This window comes from Bacillus sp. TE8-1 (assembly GCF_008368855.1).
Taxonomy (GTDB): Bacteria; Bacillota; Bacilli; order Bacillales; family Bacillaceae_G; genus Bacillus_A; species Bacillus_A cereus.
This window is the reverse complement of the sequence record NZ_QPET01000014.1, coordinates 217,380-242,443: the sequence shown is the minus strand read 5'-3', so window position 1 is coordinate 242,443 and position 25,064 is coordinate 217,380. Positions and strand designations below refer to the sequence as shown.

Below are 25,064 nucleotides of genomic sequence, written 5' to 3'. Positions count from 1 at the left end.
CTATCCCTACTTTATGCAGTTTTTTTCTTCTTCCATAAAATCGCACCGATTAAAATAAGAACTGCTATCATAACAATTGTACCACCTGGCGCTAGATCAAGTTGATACGAAGCAAACATTCCACCAATTACTGCAATTTCACCAAATAAAATGGAAAAGAAAATTGTTTGTTTAAATCCTTTAGCAATACGAATACTTGCTGCAACTGGTAACGTCATTAATGATGATACAAGAAGAACCCCCACTACACGCATTGATACTGCAATGACAAGAGCAACTAATATAATGAAAATAAAGTGAATCCATTTCGCTCTTAAACCAGTTGATACTGCGTATTCCTCATCAAATGATAATAGAAACAGCTCTTTATATAATAAAATAATTGTCGCAACAACAACAATTGCTACAATCCCAATAATAATTAAATCTGTACTTGTTACAGCACTGACACTACCAAATAAATAACTAAATAAGTCTGTGTTAAATCCATTTGCAAGTGAAATGAAAATAACTCCAACCCCCATCCCTGCCGAAAGGATAATTGGAATTGCTAATTCTTGATAGTGCTTATATACAGTTCGTAACTTTTCGATTAGTAGCGCTCCACCAATCGAGAAAATCATCCCCATATATAAGGGGTTTAAAAATCCACCTGTAAAAATGGTTTTTTCAAGTAATAAACTTGCTGCAATACCCGATAACGTCACGTGACTTAATGCATCCGCAATAAGAGATAAACGACGAATAACAACAAACACACCAATTAGCGGTGCAACAAGTCCAATTAAAATACCAGCGTATAAAGAATTACGTAAAAAGTCATATTGTAAAAAATCTTGTATCATTATATCCTCCCGTGATGCTCATGTTCGTGTTCTAAACGATGAACATGATGTCCATATAAGACGGACATTTCTGCATCTTCTAACTCTCGGAACTTCTCTACATTTCCATGGAAATGTAGATGTTGGTTTAGGCATGCAACATGTGTTACTTTTTCGGTAACAGCTCCCATATCATGAGTAACAAGAATTAATGTGATCCCGAGCCTTTTGTTTAAATCCTCTAATATTTCGTAAAAACTTTCCACATTTTTTACATCAATTCCAACAGTAGGCTCGTCCAAAATAAGCAATTCAGGATCACTAACGAGCGCACGAGCAATAAATACACGCTGTTGCTGTCCACCAGAAAGCTCTCCAATGTTACGATCTTGAAACTCACTCATCCCTACATCAGCAATTGCTTTTTCTACCTTTTTCTTATCCTCTTTTGTGAAAAAGCGAAAAAGCCCTTTTTTCGAAACAAGTCCCATTGACACAACTTCAGAAACAGTTGCTGGAAAACCAGAATTGAAACTATTTGCCTTTTGGGATACATAACCAACTTTGTTCCATTCCTTAAACTTCTTACTATCAACGCCAAACACGCGAATGATTCCTTCTTTTGGCTTTAAAACACCTAATAAACACTTAAGTAAAGTTGATTTACCTGAACCATTCGGTCCCACTAAACCTAAAAAAGCTCCCTTCGGAACTTGCAAATTAATATTTTCTAACACATTCCGATCTTCATATCGGAATGTTAAACCTTCAATTTCTAATATATTATTCATAGCATCTCACCTATTTTAATTCAGAATGATTCCGATTTATATCTATTTGAATTATAGTACAGCTTATTATAGTTGTAAACCAATCTGCCTAAAATATATCTATTTTTTCAAGAAACCTTACTATTATAACAAAAAGCAGAGAAAAATTCTCTGCTTCCGAAAAATATCCCTATAAACTTTTTAGTGAATAGCCGATTTAAACTTACCACCATTTGTCTCTTGCGTGCTCATAATCGTAACAAATGCATTTTCATCAATTTCATGCACAATTGATTTTAACTTCGTCACTTCTAGACGCGTTACAACTGCATAAATAACTTCTTTTTCTTTATCCGTGTAACCACCTTTCGCTACAAGCTTTGTAGTTCCACGGCCAAGACGATGCAAAATCGCGTTTGATACTTCCTCATATTGATCAGATACAATTAAAACCGCCTTCGTTTCATCTAGCCCTTGAATTACTGTATCGATCGTTTTAAATGCGATATAGTACGTCATAACAGAATACATCGCTTGTTCCACACCAAACACAAATGCTGCCCATGCAAAAATAAATAAGTTCACAAACATTACGAATTCACCAACAGAGAATGGTAATTTCTTCGTTAATAAAATCCCCATAATTTCAGTTCCATCTAGCGATCCACCATGACGAATTACAAGTCCTACACCAAGACCTAAAATAAGACCACCAAACACTGTCGCTAAAATAGGTTCTGTTGTAAATGGCGGTACCGCATGTAACGTTGACTCAATGAAAGCTAACGCTACAATACCAAATGTCGAAGATAACATAAATGTTTTTCCAATTTGCTTATAACCGGAATACATAAATGGGATATTGAGAACAACGACTAAAGTAGAAAAACTTAACCACCAAATGTTAGGAGTAAGATAATCTAATATAAGAGAAATACCAATAATTCCACCATCAATAATTTTATTTGGCATTAAAAATAGTTCAATTGCTACCGCCGCGCATGCTGCTCCAAAAATAATCATAACTAAACGATAAATGAGATGAATAACACTTTCTTTTCGATGTTGCTTTTGCTCCATAAGTCCTCCCTTTACTCTTTTTCTGTAGTTTTGTCCTTATATTATAACATACGCTTCTTTTCCTCATGAAAAAGAAACTCCACACGAATATGTACAAGCTATATGCTCATATATTTCGATAGAAGAACGCGTGAAGGAGGATAATAAGATGAACCTCATTAAACAAATTGTTAATAAAAAATTAAATCATATTTCTACAAAAGAGCTATTAAAATATAGCAAAGAATATGAAGTTCCCATTACAGCCGCACAAGCTGATCAAATCGTTTTACTTATGAAGGGTAAAAATATTAATATTTACGATAACAACGAGCGACTAGAGCTTTTAAAACAAATCGCAAAAGTAACTTCCCCTGCCACTGCCCAACAAGTAAATACATTATTTCAGCAACTACTAAAATAAGGAGGGGATTTCCCCCTCCTTATTGCGCTTTAATTTTTTCAAGAAGCCCTTCATCAAAAGTGCCGTTTTTCAGCATTTCGATTTCCAATTTGTATGGTGGCTTCTTATCTTTTTTATCTTCCCCTACATACGGTGTTTCAAGAATTTTTGGTACATGCATTAACTGTGGATGATGTACAATGTGATGCAATGCTTTATACCCAATGTGACCAAATCCAATGTTTTCATGACGGTCTTTTCCTGCTCCGCGTACATTTTTACTATCATTAATATGAAGTACTTGTAAACGATCTATACCAACGATCTTATCAAATTCGTTTAATACGCCGTCAAAGTCATTTACAATATCATATCCTGCATCGTGCGTATGACACGTATCAAAGCATACAGATAGCTTTTCATTATATTTTACACCATCAATAATCTTTGCAATTTCTTCAAAGCTACGACCGCATTCTGTTCCTTTTCCTGCCATCGTCTCTAACGCAATGTTAACCGTCTGTTCTGGCGTTAATACTTCATTAAGCCCTTTAATAATTTGTTGAATACCAGCATCTGCTCCAGCACCAACGTGCGCTCCTGGGTGAAGAACAATTTGTTTCGCTACACCTAATGCCGATGTTCTTTCAATTTCCATGCGAAGAAAGTCTACGCCTAATTGGAATGTTTCTGGCTTCGTCGTATTCCCAACATTAATAATATACGGCGCATGGACGATAATTTCCTCAATTCCGTTCAGCTCCATATGTTTTCTTCCTGCTTCTATGTTCAATTCTTCAATTGGTTTTCTTCGTGTATTTTGCGGTGCACCTGTATAAATCATAAACGTTGTTGCACCGTATGAAACAGCCTCTTCACTTGCTGCTAATAACATTTTCTTACCACTCATGGAAACATGAGATCCAATCTTTAACATACAATCACCTCTTCAATATACAATAGATATAATGATAGCATAATTTGTAGAAATATGTAGTGAATTGTTTGTTCACAAAAGACGCACTACACAAATTCATATGACTATTTAGACAGACTATACTCTTCATTTAAATTAGCGGGATTAAAAAAAGATAAGGGAAACCCCTTATCTTTTTTTATTGCTATATTTTCTCTTCACTTTGTCACGTTCTGTTGCAAGTTTACGTTTATAGTTTGGTTTTACTTTTTTCGGTTTTTTAATAACTTTCGTTGCCATAACATCAAGTTCGTCATTTGGTTTTTTACGGCTCTTACGACGACGACGCTCACCTAAATCTGCCCACTCATCTCCACGTAAATCTACATGTTTAAACTCGATATGACGTTGTTTTTCTAAGCTATCTAACGCTTCTTCGTTTGCTGGATCATAAATCGTCACTGCAATACCAGAATGCCCTGCACGTGCTGTTCTTCCAACGCGGTGAACGAAGAAATCTAAATCTGATGGTAGCTCATAGTTAATAACATGGCTAATCCCTTCAATATCAATACCACGTGCTGCTAAATCAGTCGCAACAATATATTGGAATTCAAGGTCACGAATTTGTTTCATCATTTTTTTACGATCACGTGGTGATAAATCCCCGTGAATTCGTCCAACTTTTAAGCCACGTTCCATTAATCCATCAGCAACTTGGTCTGCCATCTTTTTCGTATTCGTGAAAACAACTGCTAAATACGGTTTAAATTGAAGTAGCATTTTATGCACTAAATCAATTTTATTACGATGTTTAGAAGGCACTAAATAGTGTTCAATGTTTCCAGCTGCAACTTGTTTTGGATTGATATGAATATGCTCTGGATTCTCCATATATTTCTTCAGAAACGGTTTTAGTTTTTGAGGAATTGTTGCAGAGAAAACTAACATTTGCAAGTTTTTAGGCATGCGTGCTGCAATTTTGTCTACATCATGAATGAATCCCATATCAAGCATTAAGTCTGCTTCATCGACAATAATCGTATTTGCTTTATGAACAAATAACGCTTGTTCTTCAACTAAGTCTTTAATACGTCCTGGTGTCCCAACTACGATATGAGGTTGTTTTTTCAATTTCTCAATTGAACGTTGTTTATCAGTTCCACCAATTAAACAACGTGCTGTAATCATTTGGTCTTCCGCACAAAACTTTGTTAATTTCACGATTTCTTCGTAAATTTGTTGTGCTAACTCACGAGTAGGCGCTGTAATAACAAGTTGTACTTCTTCACGACTTGCATTAATTCTGTTTAATGTAGGAAGTAAGTATGCATGTGTTTTCCCAGAACCTGTTTGGGATTGTCCAATTACACTTACACCTTTTTTCACGACTGGGAAAATTTTCTGCTGAATTCCTGTCGGCTCTGTAAAGCGTAGTTCACGAACTGCATCTATTAAAAATGGTTTAAAATCATACTGTGTAAAAGTTTGTTGTGTCATAAGTTACACCTTCTTTCTAAAATTTCTACTGCGCGCACAAATCAGTCAAGTCTACATTATATCGAAATCTACAAGTAAAATCCATCTTTAGTTTAGGTTTTCACTTCAAAAACTAACCTTCTTCCCTTTTATTGCATATTGTATGTGTATATACCTAACTGAAGAAAGGAGGATTTCTCACATGTTTCCGAAATCCCCTACAAGGCAAATGTATCCGAATCCAGGGCAGCAACCTTATACACCATATCCAATTCCACAACTACCACCAATGGCACAAAAAAAGAAAGGTTTTCTTGCTAAGCTTTTTAAAAAACACGATCCAACCGAGCCATTTATGCAAATGGTTCCACCTTACCGACAAATGGAAGGGCAACCAATGATGCATCAGCAACCACCACCGCCGCAATATCATCAGCAATATCCGCAGCAATACCAGCAACAATATCCGCAGCAACATCCACAATATCAACCATACATGCAGCAACATCCTGAGCAAATGATACCGCCTCAAATGTATGAATCAAATGAAACGCGCGGCGGCTCAACTACAACTGCGGCAACAGCAAGCAGTGGCATCGGCAGTTTTTTTTCGAACTTAATTTCGAATCCAACTAATATGATAAATAACATCGAAAAAGTATCCCAAGTCGTTCAATCTGTAGGTCCTGTCGTCGAACAGTATGGTCCTATTATGCGTAGTCTACCAAGCATTGTTAAAATCCTCACCTCTGGAAAAAGCACGGAAGAAAATCAAACGGAAAATGTAACAGAGCCAGTTGAGGTAGAAAGTCCGCCTCCTGCACCTCAAAAAAAGAAACGAAAACGAAAGAAAATAGTGATTGAACCTGTAATAGAAAAAGAGTTACCGAAAGAACCAGTTCAACAAACAGCAACAAAACCAAAACTATATGTGTAACAATCCTTTGTTTTCTATCCACTCCTCCTTTATAATGTAAAAGACTATGCACAAAAGTATCCCTTGTTTAGAAGGAGAGGATTACTCATATGAAAATTGTTAAAATTTCCCCTCGTGGTTATTGCTACGGTGTTGTCGATGCAATGGTAATTGCACGTAACGCCGCATTAGATAAATCATTGCCGAGACCCATTTATATTTTAGGTATGATTGTTCACAATAAACATGTTACAGACGCTTTTGAAGAAGATGGAATCATCACATTAGACGGTCCAAGTCGCTTAGAAATTTTAGATAAAATTGATTCTGGTACTGTTATTTTCACTGCACACGGTGTTTCTCCAGAAGTTAAACAACGCGCAAAAGAAAAAGGTTTAACAACAATCGATGCTACTTGCCCAGATGTTACCAAGACGCATGACCTTATCGAAGCTAAGAAAGCGGAAGGGTATCATGTCATTTATATCGGTAAAAAAAATCATCCAGAGCCAGAAGGCGCAGTTGGTATTGCACCTGACATCGTTCACCTTATCGAAAGAGCCGATGATTTAAAAACATTAGAAATCCCAACAGATAAAATTTTAGTAACAAATCAAACAACGATGAGTCAATGGGATGTTCAACATTTAATGGAGGACATTCAAAAAAAATTCCCAACAGCAGAATTCCATAAAGAAATTTGTTTAGCAACTCAAGTTCGCCAAGAAGCTGTCGCTAAACAAGCTGATGTTGCAGACTTAACAATTGTTGTTGGTGATCCGAAAAGTAACAATTCAAATCGCTTAGCACAAGTATCACAAGAAATCGCGGGTACAAAAGCATATCGAGTTGCTGATGTAAGCGAAATTCAATTAGAGTGGCTACAAGGTGTAGAAAACGTAGCTGTTACAGCAGGTGCTTCTACTCCAACGCCAATTACGAAAGAAGTTATCGCTTTCTTAGAGCAATATGACCCAATGAATCCCGCTACATGGGAAAGAGTTCGAAAAGTACCGTTACAAAAAATATTACCTCGCGTGAAAGTGAAAAAAGAACAATAATAAAAACCGTTGCTTACATGAGCAACGGTTTTTATTTTTCTTATACAAATATAAATGGATCTGTATGTAACTGCGAAGCATGAATGTGTACATTGAGTTTCTTTGCATCCACTTTTTCTTGTAATTGCTTTTGCACACCTTGTTTCATTACTTTTTCAACATTATGTCCTGGGTCAACTATATTTAAACCGAGCATCATCGCATCATGAGCAACATGATAGTACATGTCACCAGTTACATATACATCTGCTCCTTTAAATTTCGCTTGGTTTATATATTTATTACCATCTCCACCAAGTACAGCTACTTTACGCACTTTATCATCTAACTTACCGACAACTCTTGCGCCCTTCACGTCTAATGATTGTTTCACATGTTCTGCAAATTGGCCAAGCGTCATTTCTTCTTGTAAGTATCCTATTTTTCCTAGGCCTAACGTTTCACCTTTATTATCAAGCGGATACACATCGTACGCTACTTCTTCATAAGGGTGCGCCGTTACCATTGCTTTAATCACTTTCCGCTGTAAGGAAGCTGGAATAATCGTTTCGATTCGCACTTCTTCTACACGTTCTAACTGTCCAGTTTCCCCGATATAAGGATTTGTCCCCTCTTGAGGTACAAATGTGCCTGTACCCTCGCTACTAAACGTACAGTGGCTATAATTGCCGATATGACCAGCACCTGCGTCTCCTAATGCTTTCCTTACTTCTTCTGCATGAGTGACTGGCACAAACACAACAACTTTTTTCATTTCTTCTGCATATGTCGGTGCCAAAACTTCTGTATTTTGCAATCCTAACGCCTCAGCAAGTAAATCGTTTACCCCGCCCTTAGCAACATCCACATTTGTATGTGCTGCATAGATTGCAATATCATTTTTAATACACTTTTCAATAATTTTCCCATACACCTTATCTGTATGAATCGCTTTTAACGGGTTAAAAATTAAAGGATGATGAGCAATAATGACATTTGCCCCTAATTGAATTGCTTCATCCACAACTTCTTCCGTTACATCTAGCGCAATCAATACGTGCTGCACGGGTTTATTAAGCGCTCCAATCTGCAGACCAATCTTATCTCCTTCCATTGCCAAATGCTTCGGATACATACTTTCAAATAAAGAAATAATTTCATGGCCGTTTGGAATTTTACTCATGATAAAACCTCCCCTATCATTTTCATTTTCGCTTCTACTTCCCCACGCTTCGCTTTTGTTTCTTCAGAATCAGCCGCACGTTCTAACTGTTTTAAAATATTTTGGAAGTTTTTTAATTCTCCTTCCCATTTTTCAACGAAGGCTTCACTTTTTTCTGTTATTAAAAATGGTCCCATAAACAATTCAGCTTGTTTATTTTCAGAGTAAGGCGCTACAACATTTCCGCGCTCCCCTACTAAAATTTCGTAAATTTTCCCATCTTCTTTTACGATTTTTTCATGGATAAGCTCCCAACCATTCTCAATAAACCATTCACGAATATGATGCGCTGCAATATTAGGCTGTAAAATTAAACGTGTTACACCTTCTAATTTTTCTTTACCACTTTCTAAAATGTCACGAATTAACGCTCCGCCCATTCCGGCAACCGTAATTACATCTACTTCTCCTGGTGCGATAACAGCTAATCCATTCCCTTTACGCACATCTACTTTATCTTGTAAACCACTTTCAGCTACAGTTGCTTGCGCAGAGCGAAATGGTCCATCTACAACCTCTCCTGCAACTGCTTTTGTAGCAATATTATTTATAATTGTATAACACGGTAAATACGCATGATCCGATCCAATATCAGCAACTGTAGATCCTACTGGTATTTCACGTACAACTTCTTCTAATCGTTTTGAAAGCTTTACTTCATTCATGTATTTCCATTACTCCTTCTCTTGTCAGTCTGTCTCCATGATAATGAATTTATAGTAGTTGTTGCAAGCCCATAACAACAATTCACCGCTCTATCATTCATCGTATTTTAGAAAATATAGAAAAACAAGCCCTTTGCATAAGCAAAAGGCTTGTCATACGGAACTTTATTTTTTCTTCGATAACCAATCAGCTACTTTAGCGGCTTGATCAGCTGGAACTATATTGGCAGGCATATTGCCTTTTCCTTTCGAAAGAATTTCTTTAATTTCATCCTTTGAAAGTTTCCCACCAATTTTTTGTAAGTTAGGTCCAACTGCCCCTTGTAACTGATCACCATGGCAGCTCGTACAGCTTTGCTTCACAATATCTTCTGGTTTTGATGCCGTTTGTGCTGGCTTCCCGCCATTTTTTGCATCAGCTAACTCTTTAGATTTATTTAGCCCCTGAAATGAAAATACAAACATAACGATAATACCCAATGCTGCAATAAGAGCGAACGGAATCAGCGGATTACGTTTCATATCTCTTCTCCCCCCTCTATACCCCTAAATAGTTAGATGATTCAGTCATTTATATTGTACTTGAAAACGCTCTATCAGAAAAGAGCAAACTACTACTTGTTAAAAATATTCCATAAATTCAGTTTATTGTTTTTTATTGTCATATCGCTTATTATTTCGATAATTATTAACGTTTCTCATCATATTTTTCGCTTTTCTACATATATTTTTGTATATAATAAACAAAATTAATCGAAAAATCGAAAAATGAGCATTTGCAAATCAAAAGACAATTCTGTAAAATAAATTACAAGAAATTGTAATCGTTGCCCATAGCTAAATTTTAACAAAAATTAACAAAATAAAAAAGTTTACTTCACAAAAGTGAAGTAAACTTAAAAAATAACCTATTCTAAGAAATCCTTAAGACGCTTACTACGGCTTGGATGTCTTAATTTGCGAAGTGCTTTTGCTTCAATTTGACGAATACGCTCTCTCGTTACGCCGAATACTTTCCCAACTTCTTCAAGCGTACGAGTTCGTCCATCATCTAAACCGAAACGAAGACGTAGAACATTTTCTTCACGATCTGTTAGTGTATCTAACACATCTTCTAATTGTTCTTTTAGCAATTCATAGGCTGCATGGTCCGCAGGCGATGTTGCTTCTTGGTCTTCAATAAAGTCACCTAAATGGGAGTCATCTTCTTCACCAATTGGTGTTTCAAGAGAAACTGGCTCCTGTGCAATTTTTAAGATTTCACGTACTTTTTCTGGAGCAAGATCCATTTCCTCACCAATCTCTTCAGGAGATGGTTCGCGACCTAAATCTTGTAATAATTGACGTTGTACACGAATTAACTTATTAATCGTTTCAACCATATGAACTGGAATACGAATTGTTCGCGCTTGGTCTGCAATGGCACGTGTAATAGCTTGGCGAATCCACCAAGTTGCATACGTACTAAATTTGAAACCTTTACGATAATCGAACTTTTCAACAGCTTTAATTAGACCCATATTACCTTCTTGAATTAAGTCTAAGAAAAGCATACCACGGCCTACATAGCGCTTTGCAATACTTACTACAAGACGTAAGTTTGCTTCTGCAAGACGACGTTTCGCTTCTTCATCGCCTTCTTCAATACGCGTTGCAAGTCGAATTTCTTCTTCTGCAGATAGTAAGTCTACACGACCAATTTCTTTTAAATACATACGAACAGGATCGTTGATTTTAACCCCAGGTGGTACACTTAAATCATTGAGGTCAAACTCTTCTTCTGTTTTTGTAATTTGGCGATTATTAGGGCCTTCTTCGTTGTCATTATCACCAACTAAATCAATGCCTTGTTCACCTAAATATTCATAGTATTCATCCATTTGATCGGATTCAATTTCAAATCCATTCATGCGTTCTGCAATCTCTTCATATGTAAGAACGCCACGTTTTTTTCCGAGCTCAGTGAGTTGTTCTTTCACTTGCTCAAGGGTCATTTCAGTTTCAATTTGTTTAGAACGAGCTGGTTTGTCAGCCATCTGTTCCCCTCCTTACGCGAGATACAAACATTCATTATACTAAAACTTTATCAAAAAAGCTATTTTCTCGCTTTTTGATTTTGTAAATATGCTACATAATATTTAGCAGCCTCTACAGGATCTGTTTTTTCCATTTGTTTCACTTTAAAGATGATCTCCATCTTTTCAAGTTTTTCCTGATGCCGTCTAAGCGTCTCCAAATGGCCTTGCAACACTTCTTCTGTGTATTCTGGATTAATAAATTCATCCGTCGAAATATCAGTGATAATATTTTTCAACTTTTCATCAGAGAGCCAACTTAAAAATGTTCCGACTGAAGGTTCATTTCCCTTTTCATAATATGCGTATAGTTCATATAAAATCCCTTTATGTTCTTCTGTATGAAAATCTTCTATATGGGATTCCATACGAACAGCTACTTCTGCACTTTGCAACATATGGTAAATAATTTCTCTTTCCGCTCTTTCAAAACCTGTTAACTTCGGTTTTGTTTGAACGACTTGAGACGGTTTAGCAACCTGCTTTATTTGTTTTTGCTGTACCTTTTGTTCTTTGCGATATTGGTGCAATTGATTCAAAAGTGTTTCCATTGAATACGAAAATTCTTGCGATAATGACTTCAAATATGACTCTGCCTGCATCGCATCTTGTAACAACGATAACTCTTTTAAAACACTTTTCACATATTCTTCTTTGCCAGACTCATCTTGCAAATTTTTCCCTAAACGCAAATAATTTATTTTAAAACCAACAAAACTCACACTTGATTTCACAAGATTTTCAAAAGCAGTAGTCCCATATTGTTGCACATATTCATCAGGATCAAGCTTATCTGGCAAGGATGTGACTTTCACTTGGCAACCAACTTTTAGCAATAATTGCCCTGCTTTCATCGTCGCTTCTCGCCCTGCTTTATCACCATCATAGCAAAGAACAACAGTTTCAACGTTACGTCGCAGAAGTTTTGCTTGTTCTTCAGTTAAAGCTGTTCCCATTGTCGCAACAGCTTCTTCCACACCACTTTTTACCGCAGCTAGTACATCGGCATATCCTTCAAAAAGAACCACTTGCCCACGTTTTCTAATAAACGGTCTTGCTTGGTGGAAGTTATACAACAATTTACTTTTGTGAAAAATCGGTGTTTCAGGGCTATTTAAATATTTCGGAGTGTCATCTCCTAACGCCCTTCCACTAAACGCTATCACCTTACCTTGTAACGTATAAATCGGGAACATAACTCTTCCACGGAAGCGATCATAATGACTACCATCCTTCTCACTTCTTATTAGAAGGCCAGCTTGTTCCATACTAGACAGCGATAAACCTCTTTTTTGTAAAATTTTCGTCGCTGCATCCCAGGCAGGTGATGCATAACCAATTTCAAACTTCTCAATCATCTCTTTCGTAATACCACGGTTTAATAAATATGAAAGTGCTTCATTTCCCTCTTCCGTATTTACTAATAAATGATGATAATACTTTTTCAATAATTCATGAGCTTGTTGCATGATGACAGTGTCATCAGATATGTCTTCTTGTTGTCCTTGCCCTGATGTATACTCTGCAACCGCAATTCCATTTCTTTCGCCTAGCTTTTGAACAGCCTCGGTAAAAGCCAGTCCTTCCATTTTCATTAGAAAGGAAAATACATTTCCACCTTCTCCACATCCGAAGCAATGAAAAATTTGCTTATCAGATGAAACAGAGAATGAAGGAGAATTCTCACCATGAAATGGACAAAGGCCGAAATAGTTACGCCCCTGTTTTCTAAGTTGAACGTATTCACCAATGACTTCTACAATATCGGATGATGTCCGAATCTGTTCAACAACTTCTTCGGGAATTCTGTTCCCCATAACTCCATCTCCGTGTCGTATTTTGTATTCGATATAAATTAAAAAATTCCTTTATAATTCGACAATATTTTTCTAAACTTGTTAGAAAGTGTTGCCGATTACATTGTATAAACGATTTTGAACCTTTCCTATAGGTCCTTTATCTGCATAAATCGCATATACATACTTGCTATATAAAATTGTATACATTTGCTCATCTGTTACAAATGTGTCTCTTAGAAACAATACATATACACCTTTTTATAAGAAGAGTAGCAAGCCACATATACTGTTTGATCTTGAGATTTGTAACTTTTTCATGTTGATCCATATAACGATCAACTCCATTTTGTTCAGTATCTACAAAGATCCAATTGCCTTGCTATTTCCTTAAAGGATGAGCATATGATGCGACAAACAAAATTCCGACATGAAATTCCGCTACAACTTGCACAATTTCAGCCTTCACGGGATATACATCTACACCAACTAATATGTTGTTGATGCTTTGCATATTTCTGTATTCTACATCCCTTCTGTGAATCCTTCCATAATGTGCGTTTTCTTGTATAGATTTTGTCGATTTAACGTAATTACATGTCTTTTTCGTAAATCCTATCCCTAGTTTATTCTGAAAAATTAAAGTCTAAACGTAAAATATAGGTTTTTATCACAATTTTTTATTATAATATATTTTCTTCAACTACGCTACATATCCCTTTATTTTTTCATCTTACATTTCAGGATGACAAACTCAAACCTTGAATATACTAAAAGACAAAGGAGTATAAGTATAACCATTACACTACAATCTATTACAAAATCCATAGGTACCATATTTCACACGAGCGAAAAAAGCACATTCACCTTTGGTAAATGTGCTAAAACATTTTTTGGTTTTGCACTGCATTCACAATAATATTTGCTGTTTCTTCAATCGCTTTATTCGATACATCGATTACTTGGCAATTTATTTTACTAATTACTTCCTCAAAATGATTAATTTCTTCTTGAATACGATTAATATTTGCATATGTTGCTCCATCACTTAATCCAAGTGATTTTAATCGTTCTTTTCGAATATGATTTAACTTATCTGGCGTAATTTTCAAACCGAAACATTTTTCTTTTGCCACTTGATATAGTTCTTCAGGTGGGTCAACTTCTGGCACGAGTGGTACATTCGCAACTTTCAAGCGTTTGTTATGAGCTAAATATTGGGAAAGTGGTGTTTTTGATGTACGCGAAACACCAATCAACACGATATCCGCTTTTAAAATACCTCTTGCATCTCTGCCGTCATCATACTTCACAGCAAACTCAATCGCTTCAATCTTTTTAAAGTATTCTTCATCTAACCTACGGACAACGCCTGGCTCATATCTCGGCACTTGCCCCGTAATTTCTTCTATTTGATCAATAAGAGGGCCGATAATATCGTATGCCTCTACCCCTTCTTTTGCAGCCTCTGTTACTAAATATTTGCGCATATCAGGCTTAACTAACGTAAAACATATAAGTGCTTGATTACTCTTAGCAATCGAAATCACTTCTTTTAATGTCCCTGTATCTTCTACATATGGTACACGTCTAATATCAGGAGCAAACGGGAATTGCCCCATTGCTGCTCGAACAACCAAATCAGCCGTTTCCCCTACAGAGTCAGATACGACATATACGATTTTATTATCCATTACATTACCTCACTTTAAACAAATTACACTTATTCGTTATTTACTAAATTTACAAACGCACGTGTAATATTTGTTTTTGTAATTCGCCCAATCACTTCTAAACCTTGTTTCGTATCTTTTACAACTGGCATTGCATCAATCTGTCTTTCTATTAATTCCATCGCAATATCATATAAAGAATCCTCTCTACGACACATCGCAATGTTTGGCATCCTTGTCATGATAATATTAACCGGAAGAGAGGTTAAATCCTGCTTTCCTAAGCTCGCTCTTAATAAATCTTTACGAGACACAACACCAACTAATAGAGTCATCTGATCTACAACGAACAATGTACCAACGTCCTCTAAAAACATCGTACAAATTGCATCGTATACGGAAACATTTTTATCAATTACAACCGGTCTAGATTGATAATCTTGTACTTTAATTTTCTTAACAGCTTCAGATAATAGCTGCCCCCCAGTTTTACCCGTATAAAAATAACCTACGCGTGGACGTGCTTCTAAATAACCAGCCATCGTTAAAATTGCTAAGTCTGGTCTTAGCGTCGCACGTGTTAGACCCAATTGCGCTGCAATTGATTCCCCTGTAATAGGACCGTGATCTTTTACAATCTGAATGATATGTTCTTGCCGTTTATTCAGCTCTATGATAATCACCACCTTTAATGCACAACGAAAAAAGTTATACTATCTCTTAAATATTATATACTAAATATGCTATTCGAAAAAGAAAGTATGTAAAAAGGACCGTATACGGCCCAAAATTATATTTGAAACTTATCAAGTTGTTCTAAAAAACGTCTTGATTTCAAATAAATTCCGCAATATTCATCATAATATGTATTCAATACTAAACGCATTTGTTTTTTTGTGCTATCCTTTACCGATACATTTCCGAGCCTATGTAAATCGAAATGGAAGAAAAGACGTAATAATTTATGAACAGCTTCTCCTACCGGTATACGATACGGGTCTTGCTCTGCATGACGTGAGCACAGAAAACCGCCTTCCCTAACGGAGAAGGCGACAAAGTCTGTTTCTTGATGACAAATCGCACATGTATCAAAGTACGGGCGCATCCCTAATACCGGAAGCATTTTCGTTTGATAAATTAATGATAATACTTCTGGATCAACACCCTCACACATATAATGCAACGTTTGATATAACATTTCAAATAAATACGGATTATGTTTTTTATCTTCTGTTGCTTTATCAGTTAATTCAACAATAAATGATGCATAAGCAGTTAAAAATATATCCTCGCGAATTTCTTTCATAGTTGAAATAATCTCGCCTTGTTGCAATGTTCCAAGCCCAGATCCCATTTGAATAAGAAACTGGCCATGTGTCATTAATTGCGACACAGATGCTAATCGGCTTTTCGGTTTTTTTGCCCCTCTTGCCATTGCACTTACCTTACCAAGTTCTCTTGAGAATATTGTAACAATCTTGTTCGTTTCTCCGTAATCTGTCGTACGGATAACGATGCCCTCAACTTTTTGAAACATGTTCGTCACCATCCAAGGTTTGAACAAAACGGGTCAAGAAATTGGAGAGTCTAGATGCGCTAGCTCCTCTTCATGTTGATCCATCTCATCGTTTACGTCTTTTTCCATTTCTTTCAAAAGCAAGTACGTTTCAATGCTTCCTGTTTTGGAGAAAAACTTCCAGGTAAAATCTAGCATAAGAATCCACCTTTCTCAATAAGCGTAGCCTATAAACCAATTTCCTTTGTTGTTATTAAATTGACCCATTTTGTCCATTTTCATGTGAGAAAAATTTTTCCTAATTTATCAAAGTTCATAAAAACCAATAATCAGTGGATGAACCAACCATCCACTGATTACAGCTTGACTCTATTTTAGTACTCATCCTCGCGGAAACCTAGGTCACGAAGCTGAGACATTTTATTACGCCAATCTTTTTGCACTTTTACCCATACTTCTAAAAATACTTTAGAACCAAGTAGCGCTTCAATATCAAAACGAGCTCGCTTACCAACTTCTTTTAACATTTTCCCTTGTTTTCCGATGATGATTCCTTTTTGTGATGCACGTTCAACAACAATCGTTGCATTTATATAAACTGCCCCGCCCTCACGCTTTTGAATCGCATCGATAACAACAGCCACAGAATGCGGCACTTCTTCACGTGTTAAATGTAGTACTTTCTCACGAATAAGCTCTGCAATAATAAATCTCTCCGGATGATCCGTTACTTGATTATCTGGATAGTATTGTGGTCCTTCTGGTAAATACTTTTTAATTGTTCCAATTAAAGCGTCCACATTATTACCGTCTAACGCAGAAATTGGTACAATCTCTGCAAACTCATGTAGTTTACGATATTGATCAATTAACTCTAGTAATTGCTCTGGATGAAGTTGGTCAATTTTATTAATTACTAAAAATACTGGTTGTTTCGTTTCTTTTAACTTCTCGATGATGAATTCTTCACCACGACCAAAGCCTTCGACAGCATTAACCATAAACAGAACGATATCAACTTCTTTTAATGTCGTTTGCGCCATCTTCACCATGAAGTCGCCTAGTTTATGTTTAGGTTTATGTATTCCTGGTGTATCAATGAAAATAACTTGTGCATCATTTTCTGTATATACACCTTGAATTTTATTACGAGTCGTTTGTGGCTTATCACTCATAATAGCAATTTTCTGGCCGATAATACGATTTAAAAATGTAGATTTCCCAACATTCGGTCTGCCAATAATAGAGACAAAACCTGATTTATAACCTTTTCTATTCATGTAAATCCTCCGCTAAAAATGCTCCTGGTAACAATTCTCCGACTGTCGTCTCTTGAACGTCACCATGTAAATTTGTTAAGTATACTTTCGTATCCTGTTTACATAATTCTACCATAACTTGTCGACATGCTCCACAAGGAGGTACTGGGCGCTTTGTATCTGCTACAACCGCAATGGCTACAAATTCTTTATCTCCTTCAGAAACCGCCTTAAATAAAGCTGTTCTTTCAGCACAATTACATAAGCCATATGATGCATTCTCAACATTACATCCACGATATACTTTTCCACCGCGCGTTAATAATGCTGCACCTACTTGAAATTTAGAATATGGTACGTACGCTTGTTTACGCGCTTCGATTGCTTCTAGAATTAATTGTTTACTATTCATATTCCCGCATCCTTCCTGTTCACAGCTATGAAGAGATACACTCTCTCATTAAAGGCCCTTACAGCACTTCCAAAGCTTAATAAAAGCTTCGGAATGCAACTATACCATATACGGTAAAAAGATAATAGCACCAATTATAACAGCTATAATTGCAAACAATAAAACCGCTCCTGCCGCAACATCCTTTGCAATTTTTGCAAACGGATGAATATCGGCAGTCGCTAAATCTACCGTTTTTTCCACAGCCGTATTTACCATCTCTAAACTCATTACACTCCCTATTACAACAAGTAATATCATCCACTCTATTTTCGTAATATGGAAATAAAAGCCGCAGCATATAACAATGACTGCGGCTAAATAATGGATTTTCATATTTCGTTCATGACGAAAACAAAAGAATATACCAGCTATAGCATATCCAAAACTATCTATAAGTTTTCCTTTTTTCATCGTCCTAATCCAAAAGCTTCTAAAATTTCTTTTTGTCTTCCGAACATTTCTTTTTCATCTTCTTCTGTCATGTGATCATAACCAAGTAAATGTAAAAAGCCATGTAACGCCAAAAATCCAAGTTCACGATCGAAAGAATGTCCGTACTCTTCAGCTTGCTCTTTCGCCCTTGGAATAGAGATAATAAGATCGCCTAACATGCGCGGCATCTCTGCGCCAACAATCTCCATTTCTCCTTCTCCCATCTCTTCCATAGCAAAGGATATTACATCTGTAGGTTGATCTTTATCTCGGTAATCACGATTAATTTCTCTAATGCGCTCATTATCTACAAATGTCACCGATACCTCCGCACCAGCCTCGATATTTTCCATTTGAGCTGCTTTTTCTAACACTTCACGAATTAAACTCATATACTCTTCTTTTACTTCTTCTGTTTCATCAATAAAATCAATTAACAAACTCATTCTTTCTCCTTTTCTTCCGGAGGTTCCGGATATGTAATACGCGAATGGAAAATACCATTTAACGTTTCACACAACGTTTTTCCAACGATTTGTAGTTCCTTAAACGTCAAATCACATTCACTAAATTGACCGTCTTGCAGTCGATCTTTAATAATACTTTGCACCAAATTATTAATTTGTTCTGGCGTTGGGTGATTCATAGAACGTACCGCAGCTTCTACACTATCAGCAATACCAACAATTGCCGATTCTTTCGAAGTTGCTTTTGAACCTGGATAACGGAACATCTCTTCTGTATATTTTTCTTTATCTTCTTTAATAGCTTTATAATAAAAATATTTCAGTAACGTTGTACCGTGATGTTGCCCAGCGATATCAATAATTTCTTGTGGAATATGATATTCTTCGAGCATTCTTACTCCATCCGTTACGTGAGCAATTATAATATCTTTACTTGTTACAGGATCTAATTTATCATGCGGGTTTTCAATTCCCATTTGGTTTTCAATAAAGAATTGCGGTTGTACTGTTTTTCCTACATCATGATAATATGCCCCTACACGCGCTAATACACCATTTGCCCCGACTGCTTCACAAGCAGCCTCAGAAAGATTCGCTACCATTACACTATGATGATATGTCCCTGGCGCTTCTAACAAAATTCTGCGTAAAAGTGGATGATTTGGGCTTGATAATTCCATAAGCTTCATACTTGATACGATTCCAAGTCCACTTTCTAAATATGGTAAAATCCCCATAGCCAAAACGGATGATATAATCCCTGAAAGTGAAGCCATTAATAATTGCGTACCAATTTCAAGAGGCGAAAAATTCCCATTACGTAATAATAAGAGCGCCGCCAATACGACTACATTTAATACAGAAACGAGTATACCAGCTTGTAAAATCATTGTACGACGATTTTTTTCTCGCAAGAAAATACTAACCGATAACGAACTTAACAATACGTAAATCCCTACACTATAATTTAATGTACTCGTTACTCCTTCATTAAACATAATACTTCCGCATACAGAAAAAATCATACTCGTTAAAAAGACAAATCGATCACCAATCATTAGTTTTACAAGTATTGTTCCCATCGCAACTGGGACAACATATGCAATCCCTGCGTATTCAAGTTTTTGAAACAAACTAATGATTTTCATTAAGACGATTGTGATAGACAAAATCGTAATATACGCTAAAACATACGGTCTATCTTCTCTTTTTCTCTTTAAAAATAATTCAAATTGTTTATGCATAAAGTATAGTAACACACCAATGAGTACCGCTAATCCAACATAAGGTTGAAAGCCGTTCCCTTTTTCTAACAAACCAACTAATTTCAACTGATTATACACATCACTTGAAATTGTTTCACCTTCTCTAACAAGAACTTGTCCTTGAAGAATATAAACAGGTGGAACTAAATCTTCCTCTGCTTTTCTCTTCTCTTTCGTTAAGATTGGGTCATAAAAATAGTTAGCTGAAATTGCATATCTTCCTAGCGCCTTAATTGATTCTTTTAAACCATTATCAACATTAACACTATTCATCTCACTTACATATCGTTCTTTCGCATCTTTCAATTCGTCCATTTTAATATGCTCAGTCATGATACTATTAATCGCTGTGACCGCAGCATCTTTCGCTAATACTAATTGGCTCGGATCTGCATTAATCAAATTCAGTAAGTTTGAATCAGATAACTCTTTCGTTAAGTCAGCGGGTAGTTTCTTTTTTAACTTGTCCACTTTCTCAGCATCAGTCATCTTTTTTTGATCATCCGGTCCAACAGCTTTAATCTCTTGCACCACTTCATCCACTTTAGCAAAGACGTCATTCACAATATCAACTTTGTTTTGTTTATACTCACTTTTATATGTATATTGATCTTCAACTTTTGTAGCGGCTTCTTTTTTCTTTTTATCCGTTGTAACTTTATCTTCAATTTTTATAGGAGAATGGATTGTCTTTTTCGCAATAGAATACATATTAACATCTAATTGTTCTGGTTTTACATTATTCATAAGCGCAAAAAACAGCACTGCTCCTAACACAACGTAAGAAATCCAACTTAGTTTTTTCGAATGTTGTAAATTACGAAACCACTTAGAAATTTCTTGAGATCTTGACATGATTTCAATACCTTCTCCTCTCCAGAAATAAAGTGAAACTATTTATAGCTTTCATTTCTTCTACCAAACGATACTTTGAGGCAATATTTTATACACTAGTACCAATAGTTTATTTTCCTTATCTTTCATGATAGTAAAAAATATGACGTTCGCCAACCTTATCATACAAAAAGAAATGATCCTGACAAATAGGATCATTCCATTTTATCATATGCCTCAATAATACGTTGCACCAATGGATGTCTCACAACGTCCGTTTGTTCTAATGTAATAAATGACAGACCTGATACACCAGATAAAATATTAGCAGCTATAGATAGCCCTGATTTTACCCCTTTTGGCAAGTCTACTTGTGAAGGGTCCCCTGTAATAACCATTTTAGAACTAAAACCTAATCTTGTTAAAAACATTTTTATTTGAGCACCCGTTGTATTTTGAGCCTCATCTAAAATAACAAATGAATCATCAAGCGTACGCCCCCTCATATAAGCAAGCGGAGCTATTTCAATTACTCCTCGCTCCATCATACGCTGCGTATATTCTTGTCCAAGAATATCATGTAAAGCATCATATAACGGGCGTAAGTATGGATCTACCTTCTCTTTCAAATCCCCTGGTAAAAAACCTAAATTTTCTCCAGCTTCTACAGCAGGTCTTGTTAAAATAATTTTCTTTACATATCCTTGTTTTAAAGCCCTCACAGCCATTACTACAGCTAAATATGTTTTTCCAGTTCCTGCAGGCCCTATCCCAAAGACAATATCATTCTTCTTCATCGCATGAATATATCTTCTTTGCCCCATTGTTTTTACACGAATGGATTTACCTTTTGCAGTCTTGAAAATTTCTTCCTCATATAACTCTTCAAATTGAGCAATTTTCCCTTGTTGTGCAAGCTGAATCGCATACGCAACATCTCTCTCTGAAATTGATATACTTTTACGAATTACAACAAGTAATTGCTGTAAGATTTTTTCTACGAGTGCCACCGTTTCAACTGCCCCAGATACATGAACAGTTTCTCCTCTAGTTACGATCGATACATTCAGTTCTCGTTCAATTACTTTTAAATGCGCATCATTAACTCCAAAAAGAGCGATTGCTTCGTTAGCATTTTCCAATTGTTGGTTCATTTCTACTAATTGTTCTGCCATTACTCAGTCTCCTTGAATATCGGATTCGGATATTGGTTGTGGCTCTGCAATATTTTCAACCACAGTATAATGCAATGTGACTTTTAGTTGATCCACCTCAACCTCTTTACTCAAAATCTTATCACTTACAATCATAGCATGTTCATCCAATTTTTTCTTTAGTTCTTTTTCGGCCATCTCCTTCGCTACTTTCAGCGCTTGCTTTTCTGTATATTCTCGATTCGCTTCTTCCTCTTCTCTCACAACATCTTTTTCATATGCAATCGGCAGTGTAAAACCAAATAATTTCACATCATGCTTTACACTTTCAGTACGAGAGCGTTTATACTTATCATGCTGAAATCCCCATATTTTTATTTTCGTATCCCCGAATTTAAGAAAATGTTCATTGTATACATTACCAGTATACACTTGGAATTGCGTCTTTAACGGGACATCCACCTTAGATGTATACCACGTTTCGCCATATACAATACCTTTCGCTGAAACAATCGTCGGACTTTCCTCATTACCATATATTCCCGATACGAGAATCTGTCCTTTTTCTACATGATCATTTTTCAGTACAACCGGCTTTCCAACTTCTACAAACGTTTTTGTAATAATCGCTTCTTTTTTTGCTACTAAATTTTGTGGCCTTTGTTCCTTTTCTTTCTTCGGTTCGTTTTTTTCAACAATTTTAAAATGATAAGTCGTTCCCCTTACTTCTAGTCCCGCCCAAGTAATGGCATTAATATTATCTGTCAAATGGCGTTGTACATCTTCTACATTCGGCATTTGAAATTGTAGTTTCCCTTTTTTAATACCCATTTTATCCAATTCTTTCATCAATATATATTCTGTTTCAGGTTTAGCTCCTGTAATTTCAATTTTCCAAACCATATTTGACATTGCAATCACACCAAAAAAGAAAATTAAAAAACCAATTAAAAATCCACTGTTTTTAATTAAACGTTTATTCCAAAAAGGAAAACCATAACGTCCAATAAAATATAATTTACATTCATTTTTTCTATAAATTGGTTTTATTTTTTTCACATCGCGTAACAACATACAAAAAACTAACGTTTCATCAGCTATCTTTTTAACATCCCAAACTAATAAATTCCTCCGTACACATTCATTAACAAACCGTTCCGCTCCTCTACCTTCAATTCGCACTTTTACATATCCTAGCCACTTTATAAACCATTTATTTTTCATTTACCACCTTCACTACCTTTCTAAAAGTAGATATACTACTTTTTATTTGAAGCATTAAAATAGCTCGTACTAAAATAAAACAGAGTAAAACTGTAATCAGTCTCTATCAACGGAACTTTTACAGGATAAAGAAGAAAAACTTCACAAATGGAAGTTTCACTTCAATCACCTTTTTTTTCATTTTCTAAAAATGTTACTTGCTCAATTATCCCCTCGAGTAAAAGCTCTTCTGGAAGAATCGTTTTAATAACAAAGGATTGTCCTTTAATTAATAATTGACCGTGTTTTAAAAGCAATCGCACTTCTTTATCTGAAAACACTAATAACCCCCGATGATTTTCTATATAAATATGTATTTGCCCAACAAGAGTAATCCGAGGCAGATCCATTAATACATCCACTGGTAGGTCTACTTGTTTTGTTAACCAATTTTTCATTTGTTCTAATTTCTTCATCTCGAAAGACCCCCTCTCATCCCATATATATGTATTTCTCCACAAGTGCCTATCGTGTTATAACGACTTCACTAACATAACTATATTCTGCAAGAGTTCATATCATGTTAATTAAAACAGTCGCTATATGAAATCATATTTGTCAGGACAATGATGGATCAGAGGATGTTACCTTTAATAATAGAAGTATTAATACAAGAATATGCGCCCCTACAGGATATCAGTACAAGTTACATTAAGAAATTGAGCCTAGCGAGAAGTGGGAAACTTGAAAAAACCTGTTACAATTCGTTCTGGATGTGACATACTGACCATAGAATAAGTAGTTGTCATTCATTAGACAAATGAGATAAAATCCGAAAAAGGAAATTGCTCCACTCTGAATTTTGCGGTGTAAGTAAGAATATTTTATAGGTGGTTGTTATATGAATTTTAAAAAAATATTAGGATTCATTAAAAAACAAAAAAATGAATTAATAAGCGAGGAAATACGAAAGGAAATTGGATTTAGTCAAGAAATTTTGAATGTTATAAAACAAGTTACTAACAGCAGCATCCAGCCCTTTTATGCAACTGATTCAAAATCTAAAATAGCCGGAGTCTCTTTCGTTACCTTTGAGGATTCTGCTGAACAGCAAGTTATAAAACTTCAATCTGAGGTTCAGAAACTTGGATACTTAGCTTTTATTTGCGAAAGAAGTTTTAGTCAAGGAAGTAAGAGTGAGTGTAGAATTGCAATTACACAAGGAAATGACCAATTTGATATCCTTACAATCCAACAAACAAATGGCGTTAATTACGAAGTTAGCAATATAGATATTATTTTTAAACTAAGAAAATGGAATGATCGCTATCCTTTTATCATAATCGGTGCAGATCATGACTGGGTTGATGCCATTTTTAGCGCATTACCTACAGACGAAGAAATGCAATCTTTCGCGCAAGAAATGTATGAATTTTGTCCAGATATAGTGGAACAAGGAACAGAAAGCATTGAGGAGTTAGTCGAAGAAATTAAGAAAACGAAAAGCTTTTTTTATGGTGGGATTAATCATAACTAAGGCCGTTACCTTTTTTTACATACCAGAGGCGTTTCTATCACTTACAGAAACGCTTTTTAAGCAATATAGCGTTTCTCCTTAATAAGAACAATAAAAAAACGTCTC

General features: G+C 35.8%; 26 protein-coding genes and 1 pseudogene. 4 read left to right on the top strand and 23 right to left on the bottom strand.

The features are described 5' to 3' along the window. Positions 1-11: 11 nt before the first annotated feature. The 3 genes from DN404_RS13005 to DN404_RS12995 all read right to left on the bottom strand — a co-directional run bounded on the left by DN404_RS13005 (position 12) and on the right by DN404_RS12995 (position 2,674). On the bottom strand, positions 12-845 hold the full coding sequence (locus DN404_RS13005; RefSeq protein ID WP_000613815.1) for a metal ABC transporter permease: 834 nt from the start codon (positions 843-845) through the stop codon (positions 12-14). Further along, positions 845-1,615, bottom strand: coding sequence for a metal ABC transporter ATP-binding protein (locus tag DN404_RS13000; protein ID WP_149215122.1), 771 nt, complete (start codon positions 1,613-1,615; stop codon positions 845-847). The genes DN404_RS13005 and DN404_RS13000 overlap by 1 nt, the downstream gene beginning before the upstream one ends. A gap of 180 nt (positions 1,616-1,795) precedes the next feature. Then, complete coding sequence (locus tag DN404_RS12995) at positions 1,796-2,674, bottom strand: YitT family protein (RefSeq protein WP_000435963.1); 879 nt, start codon at positions 2,672-2,674, stop codon at positions 1,796-1,798. A gap of 148 nt (positions 2,675-2,822) precedes the next feature. Between DN404_RS12995 and DN404_RS12990 the strand changes: the two genes are divergently transcribed. Then, a complete protein-coding gene (locus tag DN404_RS12990) occupies positions 2,823-3,077 on the top strand; it encodes a DUF2624 domain-containing protein (RefSeq protein WP_001048954.1) in 255 nt (84 codons plus the stop codon). Positions 3,078-3,096: 19 nt separating this feature from the next. Here the strand turns inward: DN404_RS12990 and DN404_RS12985 are convergent, their stop codons facing one another. Both DN404_RS12985 and DN404_RS12980 read right to left on the bottom strand, forming a co-directional pair. Further along, a complete protein-coding gene (locus tag DN404_RS12985; RefSeq protein WP_000912460.1) occupies positions 3,097-3,993 on the bottom strand; it encodes a deoxyribonuclease IV in 897 nt (298 codons plus the stop codon). A 168-nt stretch (positions 3,994-4,161) separates the two neighbouring features. Beyond that, on the bottom strand, positions 4,162-5,472 hold the full coding sequence (locus DN404_RS12980) for a DEAD/DEAH box helicase (protein ID WP_000194017.1): 1,311 nt from the start codon (positions 5,470-5,472) through the stop codon (positions 4,162-4,164). A 181-nt stretch (positions 5,473-5,653) separates the two neighbouring features. On the opposite strand from DN404_RS12980, the gene vrrA reads away from it, so the two are divergent. Further along, on the top strand, positions 5,654-6,388 hold the full coding sequence (gene vrrA / locus DN404_RS12975; RefSeq protein ID WP_000484166.1) for a VrrA/YqfQ family protein: 735 nt from the start codon (positions 5,654-5,656) through the stop codon (positions 6,386-6,388). Between the two features lie 89 nt (positions 6,389-6,477). Further along, on the top strand, positions 6,478-7,428 hold the full coding sequence (locus tag DN404_RS12970; RefSeq protein ID WP_000706659.1) for a 4-hydroxy-3-methylbut-2-enyl diphosphate reductase: 951 nt from the start codon (positions 6,478-6,480) through the stop codon (positions 7,426-7,428). A gap of 40 nt (positions 7,429-7,468) precedes the next feature. Here the strand turns inward: DN404_RS12970 and DN404_RS12965 are convergent, their stop codons facing one another. The 18 genes from DN404_RS12965 to yqfC form a co-directional block, all read right to left on the bottom strand. Further along, complete coding sequence (locus DN404_RS12965) at positions 7,469-8,590, bottom strand: Nif3-like dinuclear metal center hexameric protein (protein ID WP_000036233.1); 1,122 nt, start codon at positions 8,588-8,590, stop codon at positions 7,469-7,471. Continuing rightward, the gene (locus tag DN404_RS12960; protein WP_001006545.1) at positions 8,587-9,294 is read right to left on the bottom strand and encodes a tRNA (adenine(22)-N(1))-methyltransferase; all 708 of its coding nucleotides are present in this window, start codon (positions 9,292-9,294) and stop codon (positions 8,587-8,589) included. Before DN404_RS12960 ends, DN404_RS12965 begins: the two co-directional genes overlap by 4 nt. A gap of 165 nt (positions 9,295-9,459) precedes the next feature. Next, positions 9,460-9,816, bottom strand: a complete 357-nt coding sequence (gene cccA, locus DN404_RS12955; RefSeq protein ID WP_000828141.1) for a cytochrome c550 — start codon at positions 9,814-9,816, stop codon at positions 9,460-9,462. Between the two features lie 386 nt (positions 9,817-10,202). Then, entirely contained in the window at positions 10,203-11,330 is a 1,128-nt protein-coding gene (gene rpoD, locus DN404_RS12950) for an RNA polymerase sigma factor RpoD (RefSeq protein WP_000764066.1), read from the bottom strand. 59 nt (positions 11,331-11,389) lie between these two features. After that, positions 11,390-13,186 (bottom strand): DNA primase, encoded by a 1,797-nt coding sequence (dnaG, locus tag DN404_RS12945; RefSeq protein WP_000528221.1) that lies wholly within the window; start codon positions 13,184-13,186, stop codon positions 11,390-11,392. A gap of 81 nt (positions 13,187-13,267) precedes the next feature. After that, the gene (locus tag DN404_RS30550) at positions 13,268-13,411 is read right to left on the bottom strand and encodes a hypothetical protein (RefSeq protein ID WP_000479733.1); all 144 of its coding nucleotides are present in this window, start codon (positions 13,409-13,411) and stop codon (positions 13,268-13,270) included. A gap of 635 nt (positions 13,412-14,046) precedes the next feature. Then, complete coding sequence (locus DN404_RS12940) at positions 14,047-14,859, bottom strand: pyruvate, water dikinase regulatory protein (RefSeq protein ID WP_000368937.1); 813 nt, start codon at positions 14,857-14,859, stop codon at positions 14,047-14,049. A 29-nt stretch (positions 14,860-14,888) separates the two neighbouring features. Next, positions 14,889-15,521, bottom strand: a complete 633-nt coding sequence (locus tag DN404_RS12935; protein ID WP_000583756.1) for a transcriptional regulator CcpN — start codon at positions 15,519-15,521, stop codon at positions 14,889-14,891. 107 nt (positions 15,522-15,628) lie between these two features. After that, on the bottom strand, positions 15,629-16,375 hold the full coding sequence (recO, locus tag DN404_RS12930; RefSeq protein WP_000487013.1) for a DNA repair protein RecO: 747 nt from the start codon (positions 16,373-16,375) through the stop codon (positions 15,629-15,631). Positions 16,376-16,408: 33 nt separating this feature from the next. Continuing rightward, entirely contained in the window at positions 16,409-16,552 is a 144-nt protein-coding gene (locus DN404_RS12925) for a YqzL family protein (protein WP_000883924.1), read from the bottom strand. A gap of 176 nt (positions 16,553-16,728) precedes the next feature. Further along, complete coding sequence (gene era, locus DN404_RS12920) at positions 16,729-17,634, bottom strand: GTPase Era (protein ID WP_001080229.1); 906 nt, start codon at positions 17,632-17,634, stop codon at positions 16,729-16,731. Next, positions 17,627-18,025, bottom strand: coding sequence for a cytidine deaminase (locus DN404_RS12915; protein ID WP_001086286.1), 399 nt, complete (start codon positions 18,023-18,025; stop codon positions 17,627-17,629). Before DN404_RS12915 ends, era begins: the two co-directional genes overlap by 8 nt. Before the next feature lie 99 nt (positions 18,026-18,124). After that, positions 18,125-18,478 (bottom strand): diacylglycerol kinase family protein, encoded by a 354-nt coding sequence (locus DN404_RS12910; protein ID WP_000715466.1) that lies wholly within the window; start codon positions 18,476-18,478, stop codon positions 18,125-18,127. After that, positions 18,475-18,945: an rRNA maturation RNase YbeY gene (ybeY, locus tag DN404_RS12905; protein ID WP_136363636.1), complete on the bottom strand. Its 471-nt coding sequence runs from the start codon at positions 18,943-18,945 to the stop codon at positions 18,475-18,477. The genes DN404_RS12910 and ybeY overlap by 4 nt, the downstream gene beginning before the upstream one ends. Then, positions 18,942-21,086: an HD family phosphohydrolase gene (locus DN404_RS12900; RefSeq protein WP_000091509.1), complete on the bottom strand. Its 2,145-nt coding sequence runs from the start codon at positions 21,084-21,086 to the stop codon at positions 18,942-18,944. The genes ybeY and DN404_RS12900 overlap by 4 nt, the downstream gene beginning before the upstream one ends. A 194-nt stretch (positions 21,087-21,280) precedes the next feature. After that, a complete protein-coding gene (locus tag DN404_RS12895) occupies positions 21,281-22,240 on the bottom strand; it encodes a PhoH family protein (protein ID WP_000840501.1) in 960 nt (319 codons plus the stop codon). Between the two features lie 3 nt (positions 22,241-22,243). After that, positions 22,244-23,443, bottom strand: a complete 1,200-nt coding sequence (gene yqfD / locus DN404_RS12890; RefSeq protein ID WP_149215121.1) for a sporulation protein YqfD — start codon at positions 23,441-23,443, stop codon at positions 22,244-22,246. A gap of 161 nt (positions 23,444-23,604) precedes the next feature. Next, entirely contained in the window at positions 23,605-23,898 is a 294-nt protein-coding gene (gene yqfC, locus DN404_RS12885) for a sporulation protein YqfC (protein ID WP_000732269.1), read from the bottom strand. A 425-nt stretch (positions 23,899-24,323) separates the two neighbouring features. Here yqfC and DN404_RS12880 point away from each other — a divergent pair. Then, positions 24,324-24,949, top strand: a pseudogene (locus DN404_RS12880) (DUF4253 domain-containing protein). The last annotated feature ends 115 nt before the right edge of the window (positions 24,950-25,064 follow it).

Coding starts and splice junctions, on each gene's coding strand:
- DN404_RS12925 (WP_000883924.1), bottom strand. CDS start 16,552: ATGCTAGATTTTACCTGGAAGTTTTTCTCCAAAACAGGAAGCATTGAA.
- DN404_RS12960 (WP_001006545.1), bottom strand. CDS start 9,294: ATGAATGAAGTAAAGCTTTCAAAACGATTAGAAGAAGTTGTACGTGAA.
- DN404_RS13000 (WP_149215122.1), bottom strand. CDS start 1,615: ATGAATAATATATTAGAAATTGAAGGTTTAACATTCCGATATGAAGAT.
- yqfC (WP_000732269.1), bottom strand. CDS start 23,898: ATGAAGAAATTAGAACAAATGAAAAATTGGTTAACAAAACAAGTAGAC.
- ybeY (WP_136363636.1), bottom strand. CDS start 18,945: ATGAGTTTGTTAATTGATTTTATTGATGAAACAGAAGAAGTAAAAGAA.
- DN404_RS12940 (WP_000368937.1), bottom strand. CDS start 14,859: ATGGATAATAAAATCGTATATGTCGTATCTGACTCTGTAGGGGAAACG.
- DN404_RS12915 (WP_001086286.1), bottom strand. CDS start 18,025: ATGAATAGTAAACAATTAATTCTAGAAGCAATCGAAGCGCGTAAACAA.
- DN404_RS12900 (WP_000091509.1), bottom strand. CDS start 21,086: ATGTCAAGATCTCAAGAAATTTCTAAGTGGTTTCGTAATTTACAACAT.
- era (WP_001080229.1), bottom strand. CDS start 17,634: ATGAATAGAAAAGGTTATAAATCAGGTTTTGTCTCTATTATTGGCAGA.
- DN404_RS12985 (WP_000912460.1), bottom strand. CDS start 3,993: ATGTTAAAGATTGGATCTCATGTTTCCATGAGTGGTAAGAAAATGTTA.
- DN404_RS12965 (WP_000036233.1), bottom strand. CDS start 8,590: ATGAGTAAAATTCCAAACGGCCATGAAATTATTTCTTTATTTGAAAGT.
- vrrA (WP_000484166.1), top strand. CDS start 5,654: ATGTTTCCGAAATCCCCTACAAGGCAAATGTATCCGAATCCAGGGCAG.
- DN404_RS12910 (WP_000715466.1), bottom strand. CDS start 18,478: ATGAAAAAAGGAAAACTTATAGATAGTTTTGGATATGCTATAGCTGGT.
- DN404_RS13005 (WP_000613815.1), bottom strand. CDS start 845: ATGATACAAGATTTTTTACAATATGACTTTTTACGTAATTCTTTATAC.
- recO (WP_000487013.1), bottom strand. CDS start 16,375: ATGTTTCAAAAAGTTGAGGGCATCGTTATCCGTACGACAGATTACGGA.
- DN404_RS12970 (WP_000706659.1), top strand. CDS start 6,478: ATGAAAATTGTTAAAATTTCCCCTCGTGGTTATTGCTACGGTGTTGTC.
- DN404_RS12980 (WP_000194017.1), bottom strand. CDS start 5,472: ATGACACAACAAACTTTTACACAGTATGATTTTAAACCATTTTTAATA.
- DN404_RS12995 (WP_000435963.1), bottom strand. CDS start 2,674: ATGGAGCAAAAGCAACATCGAAAAGAAAGTGTTATTCATCTCATTTAT.
- DN404_RS12990 (WP_001048954.1), top strand. CDS start 2,823: ATGAACCTCATTAAACAAATTGTTAATAAAAAATTAAATCATATTTCT.
- DN404_RS12895 (WP_000840501.1), bottom strand. CDS start 22,240: ATGGCAGAACAATTAGTAGAAATGAACCAACAATTGGAAAATGCTAAC.
- rpoD (WP_000764066.1), bottom strand. CDS start 11,330: ATGGCTGACAAACCAGCTCGTTCTAAACAAATTGAAACTGAAATGACC.
- yqfD (WP_149215121.1), bottom strand. CDS start 23,443: ATGAAAAATAAATGGTTTATAAAGTGGCTAGGATATGTAAAAGTGCGA.
- cccA (WP_000828141.1), bottom strand. CDS start 9,816: ATGAAACGTAATCCGCTGATTCCGTTCGCTCTTATTGCAGCATTGGGT.
- dnaG (WP_000528221.1), bottom strand. CDS start 13,186: ATGGGGAACAGAATTCCCGAAGAAGTTGTTGAACAGATTCGGACATCA.